The 19,523-nt window shown below is 70.9% G+C and carries 7 protein-coding genes; 1 reads left to right on the top strand and 6 read right to left on the bottom strand.

All coding sequences use genetic code 11. The annotated features are described in order from the left end of the window. The 6 genes from BLQ58_RS21770 to BLQ58_RS21745 form a co-directional block, all read right to left on the bottom strand. A partial coding sequence (locus BLQ58_RS21770; protein WP_139186147.1) for a condensation domain-containing protein occupies positions 1–1,851 on the bottom strand: 1,851 nt, incomplete at its 3' end. After that, on the bottom strand, positions 1,852–9,759 hold the full coding sequence (locus BLQ58_RS21765) for a non-ribosomal peptide synthetase (protein WP_092602022.1): 7,908 nt from the start codon (positions 9,757–9,759) through the stop codon (positions 1,852–1,854). It abuts the gene before it with no gap. A gap of 22 nt (positions 9,760–9,781) precedes the next feature. Next, on the bottom strand, positions 9,782–12,919 hold the full coding sequence (locus BLQ58_RS21760) for a non-ribosomal peptide synthetase family protein (protein WP_092602020.1): 3,138 nt from the start codon (positions 12,917–12,919) through the stop codon (positions 9,782–9,784). A gap of 3 nt (positions 12,920–12,922) precedes the next feature. After that, complete coding sequence (locus BLQ58_RS21755; protein ID WP_092602018.1) at positions 12,923–17,494, bottom strand: condensation domain-containing protein; 4,572 nt, start codon at positions 17,492–17,494, stop codon at positions 12,923–12,925. A 55-nt stretch (positions 17,495–17,549) separates the two neighbouring features. After that, positions 17,550–18,308: a thioesterase II family protein gene (locus BLQ58_RS21750; protein WP_092602016.1), complete on the bottom strand. Its 759-nt coding sequence runs from the start codon at positions 18,306–18,308 to the stop codon at positions 17,550–17,552. A gap of 2 nt (positions 18,309–18,310) precedes the next feature. Continuing rightward, positions 18,311–18,532, bottom strand: a complete 222-nt coding sequence (locus BLQ58_RS21745; protein ID WP_092602014.1) for an MbtH family protein — start codon at positions 18,530–18,532, stop codon at positions 18,311–18,313. A 258-nt stretch (positions 18,533–18,790) separates the two neighbouring features. On the opposite strand from BLQ58_RS21745, the gene BLQ58_RS21740 reads away from it, so the two are divergent. After that, on the top strand, positions 18,791–19,513 hold the full coding sequence (locus tag BLQ58_RS21740; protein WP_254776047.1) for a porin family protein: 723 nt from the start codon (positions 18,791–18,793) through the stop codon (positions 19,511–19,513). Positions 19,514–19,523 lie beyond the last annotated feature (10 nt).

Below are 19,523 nucleotides of genomic sequence, written 5' to 3'. Positions count from 1 at the left end.
CAGCGCTGGCTCGGTGATCAGCAGGCGGATCGCGCTGTCGTCGAACAGGTAGGCGAGGCGGTCCCTGGGATAGGCGGGGTCGAACGGCACGTAGGCCGCGCCGGCGCGCATGACGGCCAGCAGCGCGACGATGATATCGGGCCAACGGGACAGTGCGATGCCGACGCGGTCGTCGGTGCCGATGCCGCGTGCGTGCAGCACGGCGGCCAGGCGGTCGGCGCGGTCCAGCAGTTCGCCATAGCGCAGCGTTTGCTCGCCGCAGATCACCGCGACGGCTTCGGGTTGCGCGGCGGCATGGCGGGCGATGTGGGCGTGCACGGGCAGGCCATCGGCGGCGGGCATCTCGCCGTGGCCCAGTGTCAGCAGGGCGCGGCGCTCGTCGGGGTCGAGCAGGTCGACGGCATCGAGTTCCAGCGCCGGATCGTCGGCCAGTTGGCGCAGCAGCCGCAGATAATGGCGCGCCAGCCGCTGGGCGGTGGCGGCGTCGAACAGCTCCTGTGCGTAGTGGAAGCGCGCATGCACGCGCCCGGCGGAGTCCTCGCGCGTGTCGAGCGTCAGCTCCAGCGCCGTCGTGCGTTCGCCCACCGGCGCGCTTTCGAGTTCGAGGCCAGGCAGCGACACGCGTGCGGCGCGGTCGGCCCGCCGGTGGTTGTGCACCACCTGAAACAGCGGGTGGTAGCTCACGCTGCGCTCGGGCTGCAGCGCGTCCACCAGTTGCTCGAACGGCAGGTCCTGGTGCGCCTGCGCACCCAGCACGGCCAGGCGCACGCCATCGAACAATGCGGTCAGCGGCTGGCGGCCGTCGATCCGTGCGCGCACGATCTGCGTGTTGACGAACAGGCCCACCACGCGCTCGGTCTCGATGCGGGTGCGGCCTGCCACCGGCACGCCCACGCAGATGTCGCGGCTGGCGGTGTAGCGATAGAGCAGCGCATGAAAGCCGGTCAGCAAGGCCATGAACAGCGTGCCGCCCTTGGCCTGGGCGCGCTCGCGCAAGGCCGTGACGAGCGTATCGGGGATGTCGATGTCGCAGCGCTGCGCCACGTAGGCAGCCGTGGCCGGGCGGGGCCGGTCAGCGGGCAGCGCCAGCACGCCGGGGGCGCCGGCCAGCGTATCGCACCACCAGGACAGTTGCCGTGCCTGCTCGCCGGCTTCGAGCCAGTTTCGTTGCCAGGCCGCGTAGTCGGTGTAGCCAATCGGTGCGGGCGGCAGTGAAAGCTCCTGCCCGGCGGCCTGCGCCTGATACGCGGCTGCCAGTTCGTCGATCAGCAGTTGCATCGACCAGCCGTCGGACACGATGTGGTGCATCACCAGCACCAGCCGGTGCGACTGGTGGCCGAGTTTCAGCAGATGCACGCGCAGCAGCGGGGCGCGAGCCAGATCGAATGGGGCTTCGGCCAGCGCGGCAGCGCGCGCGTTGGCGGCCGCCGGGTCGGCCGACAGGTCTGTCAGCGGCAGGTCGATGGTGATGGCCGGGTGCACGATCTGGCGGACATTGCCGTCGGCATCGGCCACGAATGCGCTGCGCAGCGCTTCGTGGCGCGCGGCCAGCGTGGCGAACGCCGCGTGCAGCGCGGCGACGTCGAGCGTGCCGCGCAGGTCCACGCTGCTGCTGATGTGGTACGCGACGCTGTCGGGCTCGAAGCGGTGCAGGAACCACTGGCGCTGCTGGGCGTACGACAGCGGCGCATCAAACGGGTCAGACGCCTGCGCGCGTGGCAGCGCGGGGATGGGCAGTTGTGAGAACGCGATGCCTTGCTCGGCCATCTTGTCGAGGAAGGCGCGGCGCTGCGGCGGCGCCAGCGTGGCAAAACGCGCGGCCAGACGCGCCGCGGTGTTGGCTTCGATCATTCAGACTGACTCCAGGGAATTGGCGAACGCTTCGAGTTCCAGCAGGGCGGCTTCATCGGCGTGGCGATGCTGCGCGGGCAGCGCGGCGGCCAGTTCGGCCAGCGACGCGGCGCCGAACAGCAGCGCCAGCGGCGCGTCGATGCCGAGTTCGCCCTGGATGCGGGACAGAAGCTGGACGGCCAGCAACGAATGGCCGCCCAATGCAAAGAAGTTGTCGTGGCGGCTCACCGCCGGCACGTGCAGCAGGTCTTGCCAGATGGTTGCCAACCGCGTTTCCAGATCGCCCTGCGGCGGCTCGCCGGCAACGTTGGCCGGCGCGTTCGCGCGGGGCAGTGCGCGGCGGTCGAGCTTGCCGTTGGCGGTCAGCGGCAGCGCGTCGAGCACCACCAGCGCGGCCGGCACCATGTGACTGGGCAGCACGGCGGCCAACGCGCGACGCAGTTCGCCTGCATCGGCCTGCGTACCGGCGTCGGGCACCGCATAGCCCACCAGCCGCAAGCCGCTGTCCGTGGTATCCGCCACGACGGCCGCCTGGCAAATGCCGGGCAGCGCGGCCAGTTGGGCGGCGATTTCGCCCGGTTCCACGCGGAATCCGCGAATCTTGACCTGATCGTCGATGCGGTCCAGGTACTCGAACAGGCCATCGACGCGGCGCCGTACGCGGTCCCCGGTGCGATAGAGGCGCGCACCGTGCCGCGAGAACGGATCGGGCACGAAGCGGTCGGCGGTCAGCGCGGCGCGGCCCAGGTAGCCGCGCGCCAGGCCGGCGCCGCCCAGGTACAGCTCGCCGGACACGCCTTCGGGCAGCGGTGCCAGCTCGGCGTCGAGCACGTACGCGACGGTATCGCTCAGCGGCTGGCCCAGCGGCAGGCCCGCGCCCGGTTGCGGCGTGGTGCCGGCCACATGCACGAGCACGCCGACGGTGGTTTCGGTGGGGCCGTAGTGGTTGACCAGCCGGCAGCCGGGGCGCGCGGCATGGATGCGCGCGCGCAGCGGCGCGTCACACGCTTCGCCGCCAAGCACCAGCGTGTGGGCGGGCAGCACGTCGTGCGGGACCGTGGCGGCCGCCGCGGCGCCGTCGAGCAGCGCGCGCAGATGGCTGGGGACGATCTTGAGCACGTCGATGCGATGTGCGGCCATGTATCGCGCGAACGCGGCGGCGTCGAACACGCAGCGGCGCTCGGGCAGATGCAGCGCGGCGCCGCTGGCCAGCGCGCCGAACAGCACGGTATGGCCCAGGTCTGCGGCCGGCGTGGACACCATCGCCATCTGCAGCCCCGGCGGCAGCGCCAGTTCGCCAAGCACGCCGTGCAGGTAGTGCGCGAGCGCACCGTGGGACACGCCCACGCCCTTGGGCTGCCCGGTGGAGCCCGACGTGTAGATTACGTAGGCCAAGTGGCTCGCGTGCAGATTGACGGCGGGATTGATGGCGTCGCCCGCCTCCTGAGGCGCGCGGGACAGGTCGATCACATCGAGCGAGTCCGGCAGTGCCGGCAACCGGTTCGCGTGCTGGGCCAGCAGCAGCGCCGCGCCACTGTTGCCGAGCATATACGCCAGGCGGTCGGCAGGGTACTCGGGGTCGAGCGGCACATAGGCGCCGCCCGCCTTCAGGATCGCCAGCAGCGCGACGACCATTTCGGCCGACCGTTCGGCCAGGACCGCCACGGGCACGTCGGCCGCCACGCCGCGCGCGATCAGGTCGCGGGCCAACAGGTTGGCACGGCCGTTCAGTTCGCGGTAGGTCAAAGTGTGGCCGTCGGCGACCAGCGCCACGGCGTCGGGCGTGGTGGCGGCGTGGGCCTCGAAGCGGTAGTGCGCGAATGGCGGGACGGACGGGTGGTTCCCCTCTCCCGCGTTGCGGGAAAGGGTGCGGGGGCGAGGGTGTCGAGGCGTTGCTTGCCGATCTGTCGCTATCTGCATCGCCAAGCCCTCACCCTGAGCCCCTCTCCCGCCCTGCGGGAGAGCGGGGCAAAGACCGAGCTGGCCCAGCGGCCGCGTCGCATCGGCGGCCATCTGCTGCATCACGGCCAGCAGGCTTCGCGCCAGCATGCTTGTCTGCGCCTCGCCCAGCATGGCACGGTCGAAGCGGCAGGTCAGGCGCAGCGTCTCGGTGTGCGACAGCACCAGCGTGAGCGGATAGTTGGTTTCGGCGCGATTGCTGACGTTGCCGAACTGCAGGCCGCCGGGCGCGGTGCGCAGCGCGGCGTCGACGGGGTAGTTCTCGAACACGACGATCGAGTCGAACAGCGCCTGGCCCGCGTGGCCGGCCCAGCGCTGGATGTCGTAGAGCGGCGTGTGCTCGTGCTCGCGCAGCGCCAGGTTCAGCGCCTGCACGTCGCGCAGCCAGTCGCCCACGGCCTGGCGCGGCTGCGGCGTGGCCACCACCGGCAGCGTGTTGATGAACAGGCCCAGCATGCGCTCGGCGGCGGGCAGGTCGGCCGGGCGGCCGGCTACCGTGGCACCAAACGCCACGCACGGCTGTCCGGTGCAGCGCTGCAGCACCAGCAGCCAGGCGGCCTGCACCAGCGTGTTCAGCGTCACCTTCTGTGCCCGCGCGAAATTGGCCAGCGCCGTGGTGTCGGCAACGTCGAGCACCAGGTGCTGTTCGGTGTGCCCGTGGCCAGCATCGGGCGCCGGCAGCGCCGCCAGCAGCCGGGTCGGCTGGTCGAGCGCCTGCAAATGGCCGGTCCAGAACGATGCGCTCGCCGCACCATCGCGCGACTGCAGCCAGCCGATGTAGTCGGCGAAACGGCTGCCGCTGGCTGCCATGGGCTCGCCCGCATAGTGGCGTAGCACTTCGCCCAGCAGCTGCGCGGTGCTCCAGCCGTCCAGCAGCAGGTGGTGCACGGTCCAGACCAGATGGTGGCGCGTGGCGCCGGTGCGCAGCAGCGCCAGACGCATCAAGGGCGGCTCGTTGAGGTCGAAGCGCTGGGCCAGCTGATCGGCCGCGAATCGGTCGAGATGCGCGGCATTGCGTCCGGTCCAGTCCTCGGCGATCACAGGCAGGGTCACGTCCCTGGCAACCCATTGCAGCGGTTGATCACCGCGATGGAGGAAGCCGCAGCGCAGGCTGTCGTGGCGCGCCAGCGCGGCCTGCCAGGCGGCAACAAAGCGTTCCGCGTCCAGGCCATCGACGTCGACACGCAACTGGTTCGTATACGCGCTGCTTTCGGGCGCATAGACGCAGTGGAACAGCATGCCCGACTGCATCGCCGAAAGCGGGTACAGGTTCTGCACACGGGCCGGATCGAGCGCGAGCGCATCGAGCCGGGCCTGCGACAGCCGCGCCAGCGGAAAGTCGGAGGGCGTGAAACCGCGTGCCTGGGCGCCGCAGTGGCCGATCACGGCTTCCAGTTCGCGGCGCAGCGCTTGCGCCAGCCGTTCGATGGTGCCGGCCCGGTGCCGCGTGCGGCTGTAGGCCAGCGTCAGGCACAGTTGGCCGTCGATAACCTGGCCGCCCACCGACAGCGGGTGCGACAGCGGCGCGGTGGGATCCTGCGTGGCGCCCGTGGGGGCAGTGGAGAGCTGCCACGGCGCGTCGTCGGCCAGCGTGGCGTCGAACTGGCCCAGGTAGTTGAAGACCACCTCGGGCTTGGGCACAGCGGCTAGCGCCTGGCGTTGCGCCGGCGTACCCAGGCGTTGCAGCAGGCTGAACCCGATGCCTTCGCCGGGTACCGCGCGCAATTGTTCCTTCACCGCCTGGATGGCCGGGCCGATGTCGGCCGTGGCATCCAGCGCCACCGGGTACATGGTGGTGAACCAGCCGATCGTGCGGCTCAGGTCCAGCGCGTCGTCGATGGCGGCGACTCCGCTCAGGCGGCCGTGGCTTTCCAGATCGACCAGCACCTGGGCGCGGCCGGTCCAGTCGGCCAGCGCGCGCGCCAGCGCGGTCAGCAGCAGGTCATTGACGCGCGTGCGATAGGCCGCCGGCGCCTGCTGCAGCAGCGCCTGGGTGAGCGTGGCCGGCAGCGACAGCATGACTTCGGCGCGGTCAGCCACGCGGGGCAGGCTGCCAGCGTCATCGGCCGGCAGCGTGGCGTCGATGCCGCACAGCGATTGCCAGTGCGCCAGTTCGGCGTCGCGTGCTTTGACGTTGCCGCGCAGCGCGTGCGACCACTGCTGGTACGACGCGGTGCGCGCGGGCAGCGTCGGCGCCACGCCTTGGAAGCGGTGCTGATAGGCGGCTAGCAGGTCTTCGATCAGCACGCGCCACGACACGCCGTCGACCGCCAGGTGATGAATCGCTATCAGCAGTTGCCAGCGATTGCCAGTTTTCAGCGCCAGGGCGCGCATCAGCGGCCCTTGCGCGATGTCGAGGCTGCGCTGGGCGGCGTCGCAGTGGGCCAGGCGTTCGGCTTCGGAACCGGCGTGGCGGACCCACAGCAGGTCCGGGGACGATTCGACGTCGGCGTACGTCTGTTGCCAGCCGCCAGGGGATCCGGCAAAGCGCAGGCGCAGCGCATCGTGATGGGCGACGACATCGGCCAGGGCCAAGCCCAGCGCGTCGACGTCGGGCATCTCCCGGCAATCGAGCAGCACGGCCTGGTTCCAGTGGTGGCGGTTGGCCATTGGGGTGGCCAGGAGCGCGTCCTGGATCGGCAGCAGCGGCACGTCGCCGCGTGGTACGGCCAGACTGGCGGCAACGTCGTGCGCGACCGGCGTCGCCACGGCTGCCAGCTCGCCCAGCGTCTGCCGCTCGAACAACTGGCGCGGCGTGAGCACCCAACCCGCGGCGCGGGCGCGCGCCACGATTTGCAGGCTCAGGATCGAGTCGCCGCCGAGTTCGAAGAAATTGTCGGTGCGGCCGACGCGCGGCACAGCCAGTACCTCGGCCCAGATGGCGGCCAGCGCGATTTCGGCGGCGCGTTCGGGCGCCACGAACGTCTGTCCGCCATCGAACGACGGCGGCGGCAGCGCGTGGCGGTTCAGCTTGCCATTGGGCGTAAGCGGCAGCGCGGACACGATGACGAACGCGGCCGGCACCATGTAGTCGGGCAGTTCGGCGCCCAGCGCGTTACGCAACGCGCCAATATCGGGCGTGGTGCCGGCGGCCGGCACCACGTAGGCCGCCAGCCGCGCGCCAGCGGGGCCATCGACGGCCAGCACCGCGACGTTGCCGACCGTGCCATGCGCGAGAATGCGCGCTTCGATCTCGCCCGGTTCGATCCGGAAGCCGCGAATCTTGACCTGCTGGTCGATGCGGCCCAGGTACTCAAGCTGGCCGTCCGGCAGCCAGCGCGCGAGGTCGCCGGTGCGGTAGAGGCGCGCGCCGTCGTCGGCAAACGGGTCGGGAATAAAGCGTTCGGCGGTCAGGCCGGGGCGGTTCAGATAGCCGCGCGCCAAGCCGTCGCCGGCGATATGGAGTTCGCCGGCCACGCCGGGCGCCACCGGGTTCAGGCCCGGATCGAGCACGCGCACGCCGAGGTCCGGAATGCGGTCGCCAATCGGGCTGCGTGCACGGCGGGCCGGATCCAAGTCGGCGCGCGTGATTGGGCGGTACGTGACGTGCACCGTGGTTTCGGTGATGCCATACATATTGACCAGTTGCGGCGTGGTGTCGCCAAAATGGTCGATCCACGGCTGCAGCGCCTGAGGGTCGAGCGCCTCGCCGCCGAAGATTACGTGGCGCAGCGCCAGCGGTGCGCCGTACAGCTCGGGCTGCGCCAGCAGGGCGCGGAACGCCGACGGGGTCTGGTTAAGCACTGTCACGCGCTCGCGCCGCAGCAGCGCCACGAAGTCGTGCGGCGAGCGGCTGACGTCGAACGGCACGATCACGAGCTGGCCCCCATGGCACAGCGCGCCAAAGATCTCCCAGACCGAGAAATCGAACGCGTAGGAGTGGAACAGCGTCCAGACGTCGTCGGCGCCAAAGCCGAACCAGTGCTGCGTGGACGCCAGCAGCCGCGACAGGTTGCCGTGCTGCAACTGCGCACCCTTGGGCCGGCCCGTGGAGCCCGACGTGTAGATCACGTAGGCGAGATGATCTGCGCGGACCGGCACTTCCGGCGCGGTTGCCGGCCAGTCGCCGCTGTCATCGGCATCGAGTTCCAGCACCGGCAAGCGGTCGCGCTGCGGCAGCAGTCCGCGCAGGCTGGACTGGGTCAGCAGCGCCGAGATGCCGCTGTCGTCGAACAGGTACGCCAGCCGCTCGGCCGGGTAGGCAGGGTCGAACGGCACGTACGCGCCGCCGGCCTTCAGGATGGCCAGCAGGCCCACGATCATCGCGGGCGAGCGTTCGACGGCGATGCCGACGCGCACCTCGGGGCCTACACCCAGTGCGATCAGGCGGTGCGCGAGCCGGTTGGCGCGGCGTTCCAGTTCGCCGTAGCTGACGCTGGTCTCGCCGAGGCGCAGCGCAATGGCGTCGGGCCGCAGCGCGGCGTGGCGCTGGATCTGGCGATGGACGGGTTCGGGCGACGCCACGCGCTGCAACGGACGCCCGGCGGCCTGCTGGCTGGCCAGAAAGGCGTTGTCGCCGGCATCGGGCAGGCAGTGGGCCGTCAGCGGCAGGTCGGGCTGGGCCAGCAGGCCCGACAACTGCGTCACGTAGTGACGCAGGATGCGCTGGGCAGTGGCGGCGTCGAACAGCGTGCTGTCGTATTCGAGCTGGAGCGTCATCGCGCCGGCGCGGGGAAAGTTGTCGATCTCGACGTCGAGGATCAGGTCGAACTTGGCCCCGGTGGCGCGGGCTTCGACGGGCTCGGTTTGCAGGCCGGGCAGCGCCGGCGCGGTCGGGCCAGAGGTGGTGCGCAGATTGAACATGACCTGGAACAGTGGGCTGCGGCCTGCGTCGCGCGGCACCTGCATGGCGTCGAGCAGTACCTCGAAGGGCAGGTCGGCGTGCTGCAGCGCGCCCAGCGCGTCAGCGCGCACCGCGTCGCACAGCGCGCGGCCAGTCATGCCGGGCAGGGTGCGCGCGCGGTAGACGTGGGTGTTGGCGAAGAAGCCCACCACGTCGTCGAGGCCGTCATCGCCGCGGCCCGCGTGCGGCACGCCCACCGCGAAGTCGTCCTGGCCCGCATAGCGGGCCAGCAACGCCTGCCATGCCGCCAGCAGCGCCACGAACGGCGTGCTGCGGTGGGCCACGCAGAAGTCTTGCAGCGCGCTGGCTACCGCAGCGGGCAGCGTGGTTTCCACGCGCCGGGCGAGGCGCGGCGTATCGCTGCCGTGCGGGCGATCGGTCGGCAGTTGCAGCGCGGGGATATGGCTGCCCAGCATGCGCTGCCACCAGTCGCGCTGGGTGTCGAGCGCGCCGCTGTCCAGCCGGTCGCGCTGACGCCGCGCGTGGGTGGCAAAGCTGGCGGCCGGGGCGGGCAGGCTGGCATCGTCGCCGGCCAGTGCCTGGGCGTAGGCCGCGGCCAGGTCGCGCGCGATGATCGCGTTCGACACCGCGTCGGAGACGATATGGTGCAGCGACAGCAACAGCACGTGATCGTCGGCGGCGCGCGTCAGCAGCGTGGCGCGCAGCAGCGGCGCCTGGCCCAGATCGAACGGGCGCGCGGCTTCGGCGTCGATGCAGGCGTGGAGCGTGTCAGCGCCGGCGGCGAGCGGAGCCTGGCGCAGCGCGAACGGCGGCGCGTGCTCCACGACCTGCCGGGGCAATGCTCCGGGCGCGGCGGCATCGGCCACGAAACGCGTGCGCAGCGCGGGGTGGCGCGCGATCACGGCGCGCAGCGCGGCTTCCAGTGCGGCGTGGTCCAGCGCGCCGCGCAGCACGAACGCGCGGGTCTGGTTGTAGGCGGTGCTGCCCGGTTCGTACTGCAGCAGGAACCACAGCCGTTGCTGGGAGAACGACAGCGGCCCTTCCTCGGTGGAATCGGTGGAATCGGCAGCGGGCGCCGCGTCGGCGTCCTGTTCCAGCAGCAACGCCAGCAGCGCTGCGTGATCGGAGGTCGAGGGGGGCGTCATGAATCGGGTCCTGAAAGCGAAGTTATGCGGTGGCGGTGACGGCGGCGCTGGCGCGCAGCGCGGCGCGTGCCTCGGGCGACATGGCCGCGAGCTGGCGTTGCAGGACGGCCAGCGTTTCCAGGCCCTCGGCGTTGGAGCTGGCGGCACGCAGCGCGGCGGCCAGCGCGGCGGCGCTGGGCGCATCGAAGACCACGGCCGGGGCAATGTCGAGCTTGAGCAGCTTGCGCACGCGCGCCACCAGCTTGATGACCAGCAGCGAATGGCCGCCTGCTTCGAACAGGTCTTCGGTCACGCCCAACTGCGGCGTGCCCAGCAGGTCGCGCATCTGGTCAAGGAGCAGCGCTTCGAGCGCCGTGGCCGGTTCGCGGTGCGGCGCGCTGGACGTGTCGGGCGCCAGCGCCGCGCTGGCGATCAGCGCGCGACGGTCCAGCTTGCCGTTGGGCAGGCGCGGCAGTTCGGCGATGGCGAACCACTGGGTCGGGATCATCGGATCGGGCAGGCGCTCCGCCAGGGCCTGGCGCAGTGCCTGACGCCGGGCGGCCGAGAGCGGGGCGGCATTGGTATCGGCGGGCACCAGCCACGCGGCCAGTTGCGCTGCGCCGCCGTCCGGCGCGTGCGGCAGTACCACGGCCTGCCGCACGCCCGGCAGCGTCGACAGTGCGTGCTCCACCTCGCCGCATTCGACGCGGAAGCCGCGCACCTTGACCTGGCTGTCGGCACGGCCGAGCAGTTCGAGGCCGCCCTGCGGCAGGTATCGCGCGAGGTCGCCGCTGCGGTACATCCGTTGGCCGGCATGCGCGGGATGTGCGACGAATGCCTCGGTATTGGTATCGCGGTTGACGTAGCCGGCGCAGAGTTGTGCGCCGCCCAGGTACAGCTCGCCCGTTTCGCCCACCGTGGCCGGATGGCCTGCCGCCGTGCGCACGCGCGCTTCGCAGTTGGCCAGCACGCGCGTCAGCGGCAGCGCAGCGCCGGACAGATCGGAGGCCGGCCCGGCGTCGTGGACCAGGATGCCGACCGTGGTTTCGGTCGGGCCGTAGTGGTTGAACAGGCGGGCGCCGGGCGCACGTTCGCGCAGGCGCGCCAGGAACGCGGGCGAGGCCGATTCGCCGCCCACCACGATCACCGCTTGCGACGGCAGTGGCAGGGGCGCGCCGTCGCCTTCGATCAGCGCATCGAGATGCGATGGGACGATCTTGATGCAGTCCACGCGCTCGCGTGAGAGGAACGCGGCAAAGCCTGCGGCATGCTGCATGTCGGCGTCGTCGGCCACGCACAGGCAGGCGCCCTGCCACAGCGCGCCGAACAGCGTGGTGTTGCCGAGGTCGGCCGCTACGCTGGACGTCAGCGCGAAGCGCTCGCAGCGGTCCAGCCCCAGCGCCTGTCCGGACGCCGCCACATAGTTCAGCAACTGGCCGTGCGTGACGGCCACGCCCTTGGGCGTGCCGGTGGAGCCCGACGTGTAAAGCACGTAGGCCGGCTGGCTGGCCTGCGGATCGGGCAGGGGTGCAAGGGGGGCGACAGGGGCGCCGCCGTCCGGTGCCAGCTGCGCCAGATCGGACAACACCAGCGTGGCGCCCGCATCGGCCAGGATCTGCGCGCGGCGCTGCGCCGGCCACGCCGGGTCCAGCGGCAGGTATGGCGCGCCGGCGCGCATGACGGCCAGCAGCGCGATGACGAGGTCGGCGGAACGCGGCAGCTGCAGGCCCACCGGCTGACCGGGCCGGAGTCCGAGCACGGCCAGGCGGCTTGCCAGCGCATCGACGCGCCGCGACAGCTCGGCGTAGGTCCAGCGCTGGCCGGCCGCCGACAGCGCGACGTCATCCGGACGCTCGCTGGCCCAGCGGGCCAGCCGTTCCGGCAGCAGTTCGGCGCCGAAGTCGACCGCAGGCGCGTGCATCGCGTCAGCGCGGGCCTGATCGGCGACGGTGGCCAGCGGCAGCGCGCCGATGGCGGTATCGGGCTGCGCGCGCAGCGTTTGCAGCAGCGTGCGGTACTGGTCGAGCAGGCACGCCATCGCGTCGGCGGCGTGGCGGTGATCGTGCTGCAGGGCCAACGCGCGTGGCCGGCCAGCATCGTCGATGCTGACGTGCAGCGCGATTTCGATGCCGGGCGGGGGGGCGACCGGTGCGCCGATTTTCCACTGGGGCCATGGCAGTCCGTTGCGGGCCGTGTTGGCCGGGGCCGGGGCGGTCACGCCGAACGCAATGCGGCCCGGCGCGTCGGTGGCGATGTCCGTCGGGGCGTGCTCGCGCCAATCCGTATGTTGCTGCAGTTGCGCGGCGAAGCTGGCCAGCCAATCGCCGAACGATGCCGTGGCGTCGTACTGGACTGCCACGGGCAGCAGCGACGCATAGCGGCCAACGGCGCCGGCGAGTGGTTCGAAGTCGTCGCGGCAGTCGTTGTGCCAGTCGCCCCGGAACGCGCCCGCGCCGTCGATCCGGGCCAGCAGCAGCCACCATACGGCCTGCAGCGTGTGAGCCGGCGGACAATCGAAGGAGGTCGTCCAGGCCGCCACGCTGGTGGCTTCGGTCTCGTCGAGGTCGACGGTGATAGTCTGCGTGGCATTCGTGGCAGCTTCGGTCTGGCGCCACGGCAGCCTAGGCGCGTGGAGCGCGGCCAGACGATCGCGCTGGGCCTGCCAGTAGTCGCGGCCAGCGGCGCTGTCGTCCTGCGCAAGGTTCGCTGTCCAGTCGAGATAGTCGGCGTAGGACAGCGGCGCCTCACCGGCCGGCGCGGTGTCATCGGCGTAGGCCTGGGCCAGTTCGCGCATCAGCGTGGTCAGGCTGGCACCGTCGATGGCCAGCGGATGCGCGGTCAGCGTCAGTTGCGAGCGCTGGGGATCAAGCGTGCGTACGGTGGCTTGCAGGGTCGGCCGGTTGTCCGCCTCGCCCCAGACCGGCGGCGTGCCGGCAAATTGCTGCCGCAGGCCGCGCAGGCCATCGACGCGGCCGAAAAAGAGCCCAGTGGCAGGGTGCCGCTCGGCCACGCGGGCGAGCGCGCGTTCCAGGCGCGCGGCGTCGAGCGGGCCGTCGATGTCGGCGGTCAGCGTGACCGGATGGCTGGAATGGGCTTCGACGGCGCTCTGCTCACGGCCCAGCGCCACGGCGTGGCCGGCAAGCGTGAACACGGCGTTGGTGGGGTGGACGATGGCGTTCATGGATCAACCCTCCACCGTGGCGGCCAGCGTGGTGCTGGTGTGTTGGGCCGTTGCCGGGCCGGCGTCGAGAGCGGGCAGGTCGCTGCGCTCGAACATGTCGCCCATCGCCACCACGATCCTGCGCGGCCCCTGGTACGGGTCGCGCGCGTGGGCGGCCAGCATGTTGTCGAGCATCACCACGTCGCCCTGGCGCCAGTCGAAACGGACCGCGCAGGCTTCGTACAGGTCGCCGATCAGCGCCATCGTGGTGTCGTCGATGGGGCTGCCGTCGCCGAACGTCACCTGGCGCGGCATGCGCTGCGGGCCGACGATGTCCAGCAGGTCGCGCCGCACTTCGGCGTCCAGGCAGGCCGTGTGGTGCAGCTGCACCTGGTTGAAGAAGCTGCGCTCGCCGGTAACGGGGTGGGCGATTACGGCCGGGCACAGTTCGCGGGTCTGCAGCGTGTCGGCGTCGAGCCACGTGAAATCGGTGCCCGAAGCGCGCAGGCGCGCTTCCACGTCGTCGCGCGAATCGGTCTTGAAGAAGTCGCGCCAGCTGACGTCGAGCTTGTCATTGAACGTGCGCACGTAGCGCAGGCCCTTGCTTTCGAACTGGGCGGCCAGCTCGCGGGGCAGGCGGCGGTACATCTCGCGGCAGTCGACGATGGGCGTGGCGCCGCCGACCGGCGACGGCAGCTCGCAGAAGAACCACTGCTTGCGAGGCCAGCGCGACAGGTGCGCGCTTTCGTTGTGGAACAGGATCATTTCGCGCTCCGGGTACGGCGTGGAGCGGTAGGTGTTGCGGCCGCCTTCCTTCTTGGGCAGGTCGCCATAGGCGCCGTAGAGGCCCGGCTCGATCGATTCCGCGAACGTTTCGAATTCCTGCGGCGTGCGCAGTCCGAAGCCACGCAGCAGGATGCCGCCGTGGCGGCACAGCGTGCCTTCGATGTCCTGGCGATGCGCGAGTGCCCAGGCCACGGGGTCGAGGTCTGGCGATGCCGGCTCGATCACGATCGGGAAGGTGCGGCCCGGCGACAGGAACGAGGTGCGTACCCGCGATGCCGGCGCCTGCGCCAGCGGTTGGGCAGCTTGGGAGGCTTCGGAGGCTTCGGAGGCTTCGGAGGCTTGAGCGTGCTGCCGGGAGAGCTTGCCCAGTTTGGCGAGCTTGTCGAGTTTGCTGGGGCTGGACACTTGGCTGGTAGTCATGGCGGGCTTGTCGGTGGCGGGTTCGCAAAGGCCGGCCGGCACGTCGAGGCCGGATAGCGGGCAGGCGGGACCGGCCACGGCCTGCGCCAGCACGGCGCCGTAGGCGTCGGCCATGCGCTGCACCGTGGCGCGCGGAAACAGCGCCGTGGCGTACACCCATTCGGCGCGCAGGCCGTCGGGCTGAGGGGCCAGGAACACGGCGAGATCGAACTTGGCCGCGTGGACCGGCGTGGGCAGACGTGTTGCCTGCAGGCCATCGAACGGGCGAGCGTCGGCCGGGGTGTTCTGCAGGACGAACAGCATCTGCACCAGGGGATGCCACGCGCGCTCGCGCGGCACGCCGGCGGCTTCGACGATGCGCTCGAACGGCAGTGCCTGGTGGTCGAACGCGGCCAGCGTCTGCCCGCGCACCTGATCGAGCAGGTCGGCAAACGACATCGCCGCGCGCGGCTGCGCCCGCAACGGCAGCACGTTGACAAAGAAGCCGATCAGCGCTTCGAGTTCGCGGCGCGTGCGGCCGGCCACGTCGATGCCGACCAGTTGGTCTTCGGCACCGCCCAGGCGGTGCAGCAGCGCGTGAAACGCGGCCAGCAGCACCATGTAGCGCGTGGCACCGTGGCGGCGCGCCACCGCGTCAGCCTGCGTCAGCAGCGCGCCGGGCAGGTCGCTGTAGCAGGCATCGCCGGCGGTCGAGGCCACGGGTGGGCGGCGGTTCGGCGTGGGCAGCGTGGGCAGGCGCGGAGCGCCCTGGAGGGCGTCGCGCCAGTAGGCGGTATCGGCCACGCTTTGCGGGCCGTGATCCTCGGCCTGCTGGTGTAGTGCGTAGTCGGCGTACTGCACGGGCAGTGCGGGCAGGTCGATGGACTGGCCCGTGCGGGCGGCGTTGTAGCCAGCGGCCAGCGTATCGAGCAGGATGCCGATGGACCAGCCATCGCCGACGATATGGTGCAGCGTGACCAGCAGCGCGTGGTCATCGTCGGCCAGCCGCACCAGCCGCGCGCGCAACAGCGGCGGGCGAGTCAGGTCGAACGGCTCGCGTGCCTGCACGTCGGCCAGTTCGCGCAACGCGGCGTCGCGTGCGGTGGCGCTCAACGCGGACAGATCGCTTTGTGGCAGGTCGATGACGATGCCGTCGGCGATGCTTGCGTACGGCTCGCCGTGGGCATCCGCCGGATAGCCGGTGCGCAGGATTTCGTGGCGGGCCACCAGCGCGGCCAGGCTTGCTTGCAGCGCCTCGACGTCGAGCGCGCCGTGCAGGCGCAGGCCGCCGGCCATGTTGTAGGTCCAGCGGTCGGCCGGGGCGGCGATGCGGTCGGCCAGCCAGAGACGGTGCTGGGCCGGCGCCAGCGGCATCTTCGCGGTGCGCGGGGCCGTGGCGATGGCCTGCGGCAGCGACGGGACGGTGCGGGCCGGCAGGTGTTCGAGTGCGGCGGCGCAGGCAGCCAGCGTCGGATGGTCGAACGGCAGCCGCATCGGCACGGCGGCGCCAAATTTCTCGCGCAGCCGCGCCACGAGTCGCGCGGCGGTCAGCGAGCTGCCGCCATTGGCAAAGAAGTGCGCGTGCCGGTCGGCCGGCGCCGTGCCGAGCAGTTCCTGCCACAGCGCGGCGAGCGCGTTTTCGGTGTTGCCCTGCGGCGGCTCGGTGGCTGATCCGGTTCCACCGTCAGCCGTGGTGCCGCCGACCGTGAATGTGCCGTGCGCCCAGACGGCGCAGGCGTCCATGCTCTGGTCGAGCCAGCCCTGGCGGCACGCGCTGCGCTGCAGCTTGCCGCTGGTGGTCTTGGGCAGGCCGCCGGGGTTCAGCAGCAGCGCCACGGCCAGCGGCGCGCCGCACGCATTGCCAACCGCTTCGGCCAGCGCCTGCACCAGCGCCACGTGGCCCACGCGTTTCTGATCCGGGCGCGAAATCTCGGCGGCGATGCCGATCGCTTCGCCATCGGTCGTGTGGACCGGAAACGCCGCCACGCGGCCACGGCGGGCGGCTGGTACGTGCTGTTCGACGGCGCGTTCGATGTCCTGCGGATAGAGGTTCTGGCCGCGCACGATGATCAGGTCCTTGCGACGGCCGGCGATATAGAGCTGGCCATCGCGCATCAGGCCCAGGTCGCCAGTGCGCAGCCAGCCGTCGCGGCCCGATCCGAACGTGGCGGCCGTGGCGTCGGCATTGCGCCAGTATCCATGCGTGACGCTGGCGCCGGCTACCTCGATTTCGCCAACCTGGCCGTCCGGCAGCGCGTGGCCGTCGGCGGTGGCGATACGGACGGTGTGAGCGCCGCGCGGGAATCCGCAGGCGACCAGTTCCAGGCCGTCTTGCACCGCCTCGCCGTGGCCCTGCGCGAGCGCGCGGGCATCGAACGTCGTGCACAGCATGCCGCCGCCGCGCTTGCCGCCGGTGACGAACAGCGTGGCCTCGGCCAGCCCATAGCACGGATACAGCGCCTGCGCGCTGAAGCCAGCCGGCGCAAGGCGGTCGCGGAACGCCCGCAGCGTATCGGCGCGCACGGGCTCGGCGCCCGAATAGGCGACCTTCCAGCTGGACAGGTCGAGCCCTTCGAGGTGGCTGTCGCGCACGCGCTCCACGCAGAGCCGGTACGCGAAATCGGGACCGCCCGAGACCGTTGCGCGATGGCGGCTGATGGCCTGCAGCCACCGCGCCGGGCGCTCCAGGAAGAACTGCGGCGACATCATGACCACGGGCACGCCGGTGTACACCGGCTGCAGCAGGCCGCCGATCAGGCCCATGTCGTGATAGAGCGGCAGCCAGGTAGCGATCACGTCGCCGGGGCCGATGCCCATGCCGTCGGCGATGGCCACCTCGTTCGCCATCACGTTGCCGTGGGTGACCATCACGCCCTTGGGCGCTGCGGTGGAGCCCGACGTGTATTGCAGGAAGGCCAGCGTGTCTGGCGTGACGGCGTACGGTTGCCAGTCGGCCGGGGCGGGAGTGTGGAGGCCATCGGCCAGCACGATGCGGGCATCCGTGGCAATGGCGGCCAGCGCATCGGCGTGCAGTGATGCCTGCGCGGTGGTGGTGATGGTCAGCGCGGGCTGGGCGTCGCTGGCGATGGCGCGCAGGCGTGCCACCTGAGCGGAGCGCGCGGCGCCCGGTTCGAACGCCGGCACGGCGGTCAGTCCGGCGTACAGGCACGCGAAGAACGCGGTGACGTAGTCGATGCCGCTGTCCATCAGCAGCAGCGCGCGCTGGCCGGGTGCGCCTGCGCGGGCGAGCTGGGCGGCCAGGTTGCGCACGCGGGCGTGCAGGGCGGCGTAGCCGTAGCGGGTTTCGCCGGTGGCGTCGATGGTGATCAGCGCGGTGTCGCCGGCACGCTGCGCGGCCAGACGGCCGAGGTGGGCCACCAGCGTGGCCGGGACGTTCGGATCGGACTGCATTGGAATCGGCTTTCCAGGAATGGCGGTTGGCGGTGGAGGCGACGCGGCGCGCGGGTCAGGCCGGCGCGGGTACGGGGGCGGCAGTGGGCGAGGGCCGCGTGGGCAGCAGCGGCTGCATCAGGCAAGCCCCGAGGCTGCGCACCACATCGGCCTGGCTGTCGTGCACGAAAAAATGCCCGCCCGCGAACCATTCAAGCGAGTAGCCCGCGTGCGTTTCTGCGGCCCAGGCGTGCAGGTCAGGCGGGGCGATCGGATCGTCACGGCCGGCGAATACATGCAGCGGAACCGGCAGTGGTGCGACGTCCGCGCGGCAGAAGCTCTCGCAGACGCGGTAGTCGGCGTCGAGCACGTACAGCGTCAGGCGTAGCAGTTCGGCATCGGCAAAGACGGCATCCGGCGTGCCGCCGTGCCGGCGCAGGTCGGCTATCAGCGCCGCGTCGCCACGCAGCGCGGCCAGCCGTTGCGGATTGCGCCGGCTGGGCGCGGCGCTGCCCGATACGACGAGCCGCTGCGGCAGCGGCAGGCCGCGCTCGCGCAACAGATGGCAGACGCGCCAGCCCAGCAGGCCGCCCATGCTGTGGCCGAAGATCGCGAACGGCGTGGCGGTGCCTGCGCGCGCGGCGCACAGCATGTCAGTCATCTCGGCGGCCAGCGGCTCGAAGTCGCGCAGGATCGGTTCGTCAAGCCGCGCGCCGCGCCCCGGGGGCTCCAGCGCGATCAGCTCGACACCGGCCGGCAGCAGGCGGCGCCAGCGCAGGTATGCCATGGCACTGGCCCCGGCATGGGGCAGGCAGAACAGTTGCAGCACGGGCATGGTCAGGCGTCCGCCCGTGTTGGCTCCTCCATGAATCGACGCAGGCTCAGCGGGCGCATGTCGGTCCAGACGCGTTCGATATGGTCCAGGCAAGCCTGCTTGTTGCCGCTGAAGCCGGCCGTGCGCCAGCCGCCGGGCACGGGCTTGTAGTCGGGCCAGATCGAGTACTGCTCTTCGTGATTGACAAGAACCAGGAACGTGGCATCGTCGCGGTCGAAACTCATGAAAGGCTCCCTTTCGGTACGGGTGGTGTCTGGCGCCACGAAAACTTGGTGGTGCATCACCCTGTTCGACGAAAGGGGCTGGGGATTATTTAGTGGCCGGGGCGGCGGGGCCGGCGGCGAGCGCCGCCGGAGGGTGCGGTAAGTGCCTGATTTTTATGGCTGCGCCATCTCGGCTTCGCGCTGCCATTGTCCTTTTGGCCAATGGCAAGCACAGGCTCCATTTGCTAAGTTGACCCAGCCCACTGCCGGCCATACCCCATGTCCTTCCTCTCCTCTATTTCGCTGTCGCGGCGCCTGCGCATGCCGGCCTTGTTGCTGATGAGCGCGGCAGCATGGATGGGTTCGGTGCACGCTCAGGAAGCGCTCGTTCTGGGTGGCCTGCAACGCACCGATGCGGGGGGAGAAACCAGTTACTGCTACACCTACAGCTACCAGCACAATCTGGCGGAGAACTGGTACGCCTCGTTCTCGTACCTGAACGAGGGGCACGTGACGAATCACCATCGTGATGGACACAGCGTCCAGCTCTGGTGGCGCTACCCATTTGCCGACCGTAGATTCAATCTCGCCATCGGCGCAGGCCCCTATCGGTATTTCGATACCACGGACCGCAACGACGATGGCGGATCGGACAACCATCACGGCTGGGGCCTGCTGGCCAGCGTGGCGGCCACGTGGTACGTCAACGGCGGTCCTTGGATGGTGCAGGCCCGGTACAACCGTACGCAAACGCCGTCGAGCATCAAGACGAATACGCTTTTGATCGGCGTGGGCTATCAGCTCGACCGGGGCGACCGGGGAGGACCTGTGGTGCCACCCCCGTCCCGATTGGACAACGTCACGCAGAACGAGATCACCGTGTTCCTGGGGCAGACCATCGTGAATACGTTCGACTCGCAGTCCTCGTTCGCCAAGGCTGTCGAGTACCGTCGTGGTCTGGCCCGCTATGTGTCAGGCACCGTGAGCTATCAACGAAGGTGAGAACTCGGCG

The organism is Ralstonia sp. 25mfcol4.1, from assembly GCF_900104095.1.
GTDB lineage: Bacteria > Pseudomonadota > Gammaproteobacteria > Burkholderiales > Burkholderiaceae > Cupriavidus.
This window is presented reverse-complemented; position numbering and strand designations above follow the sequence as displayed.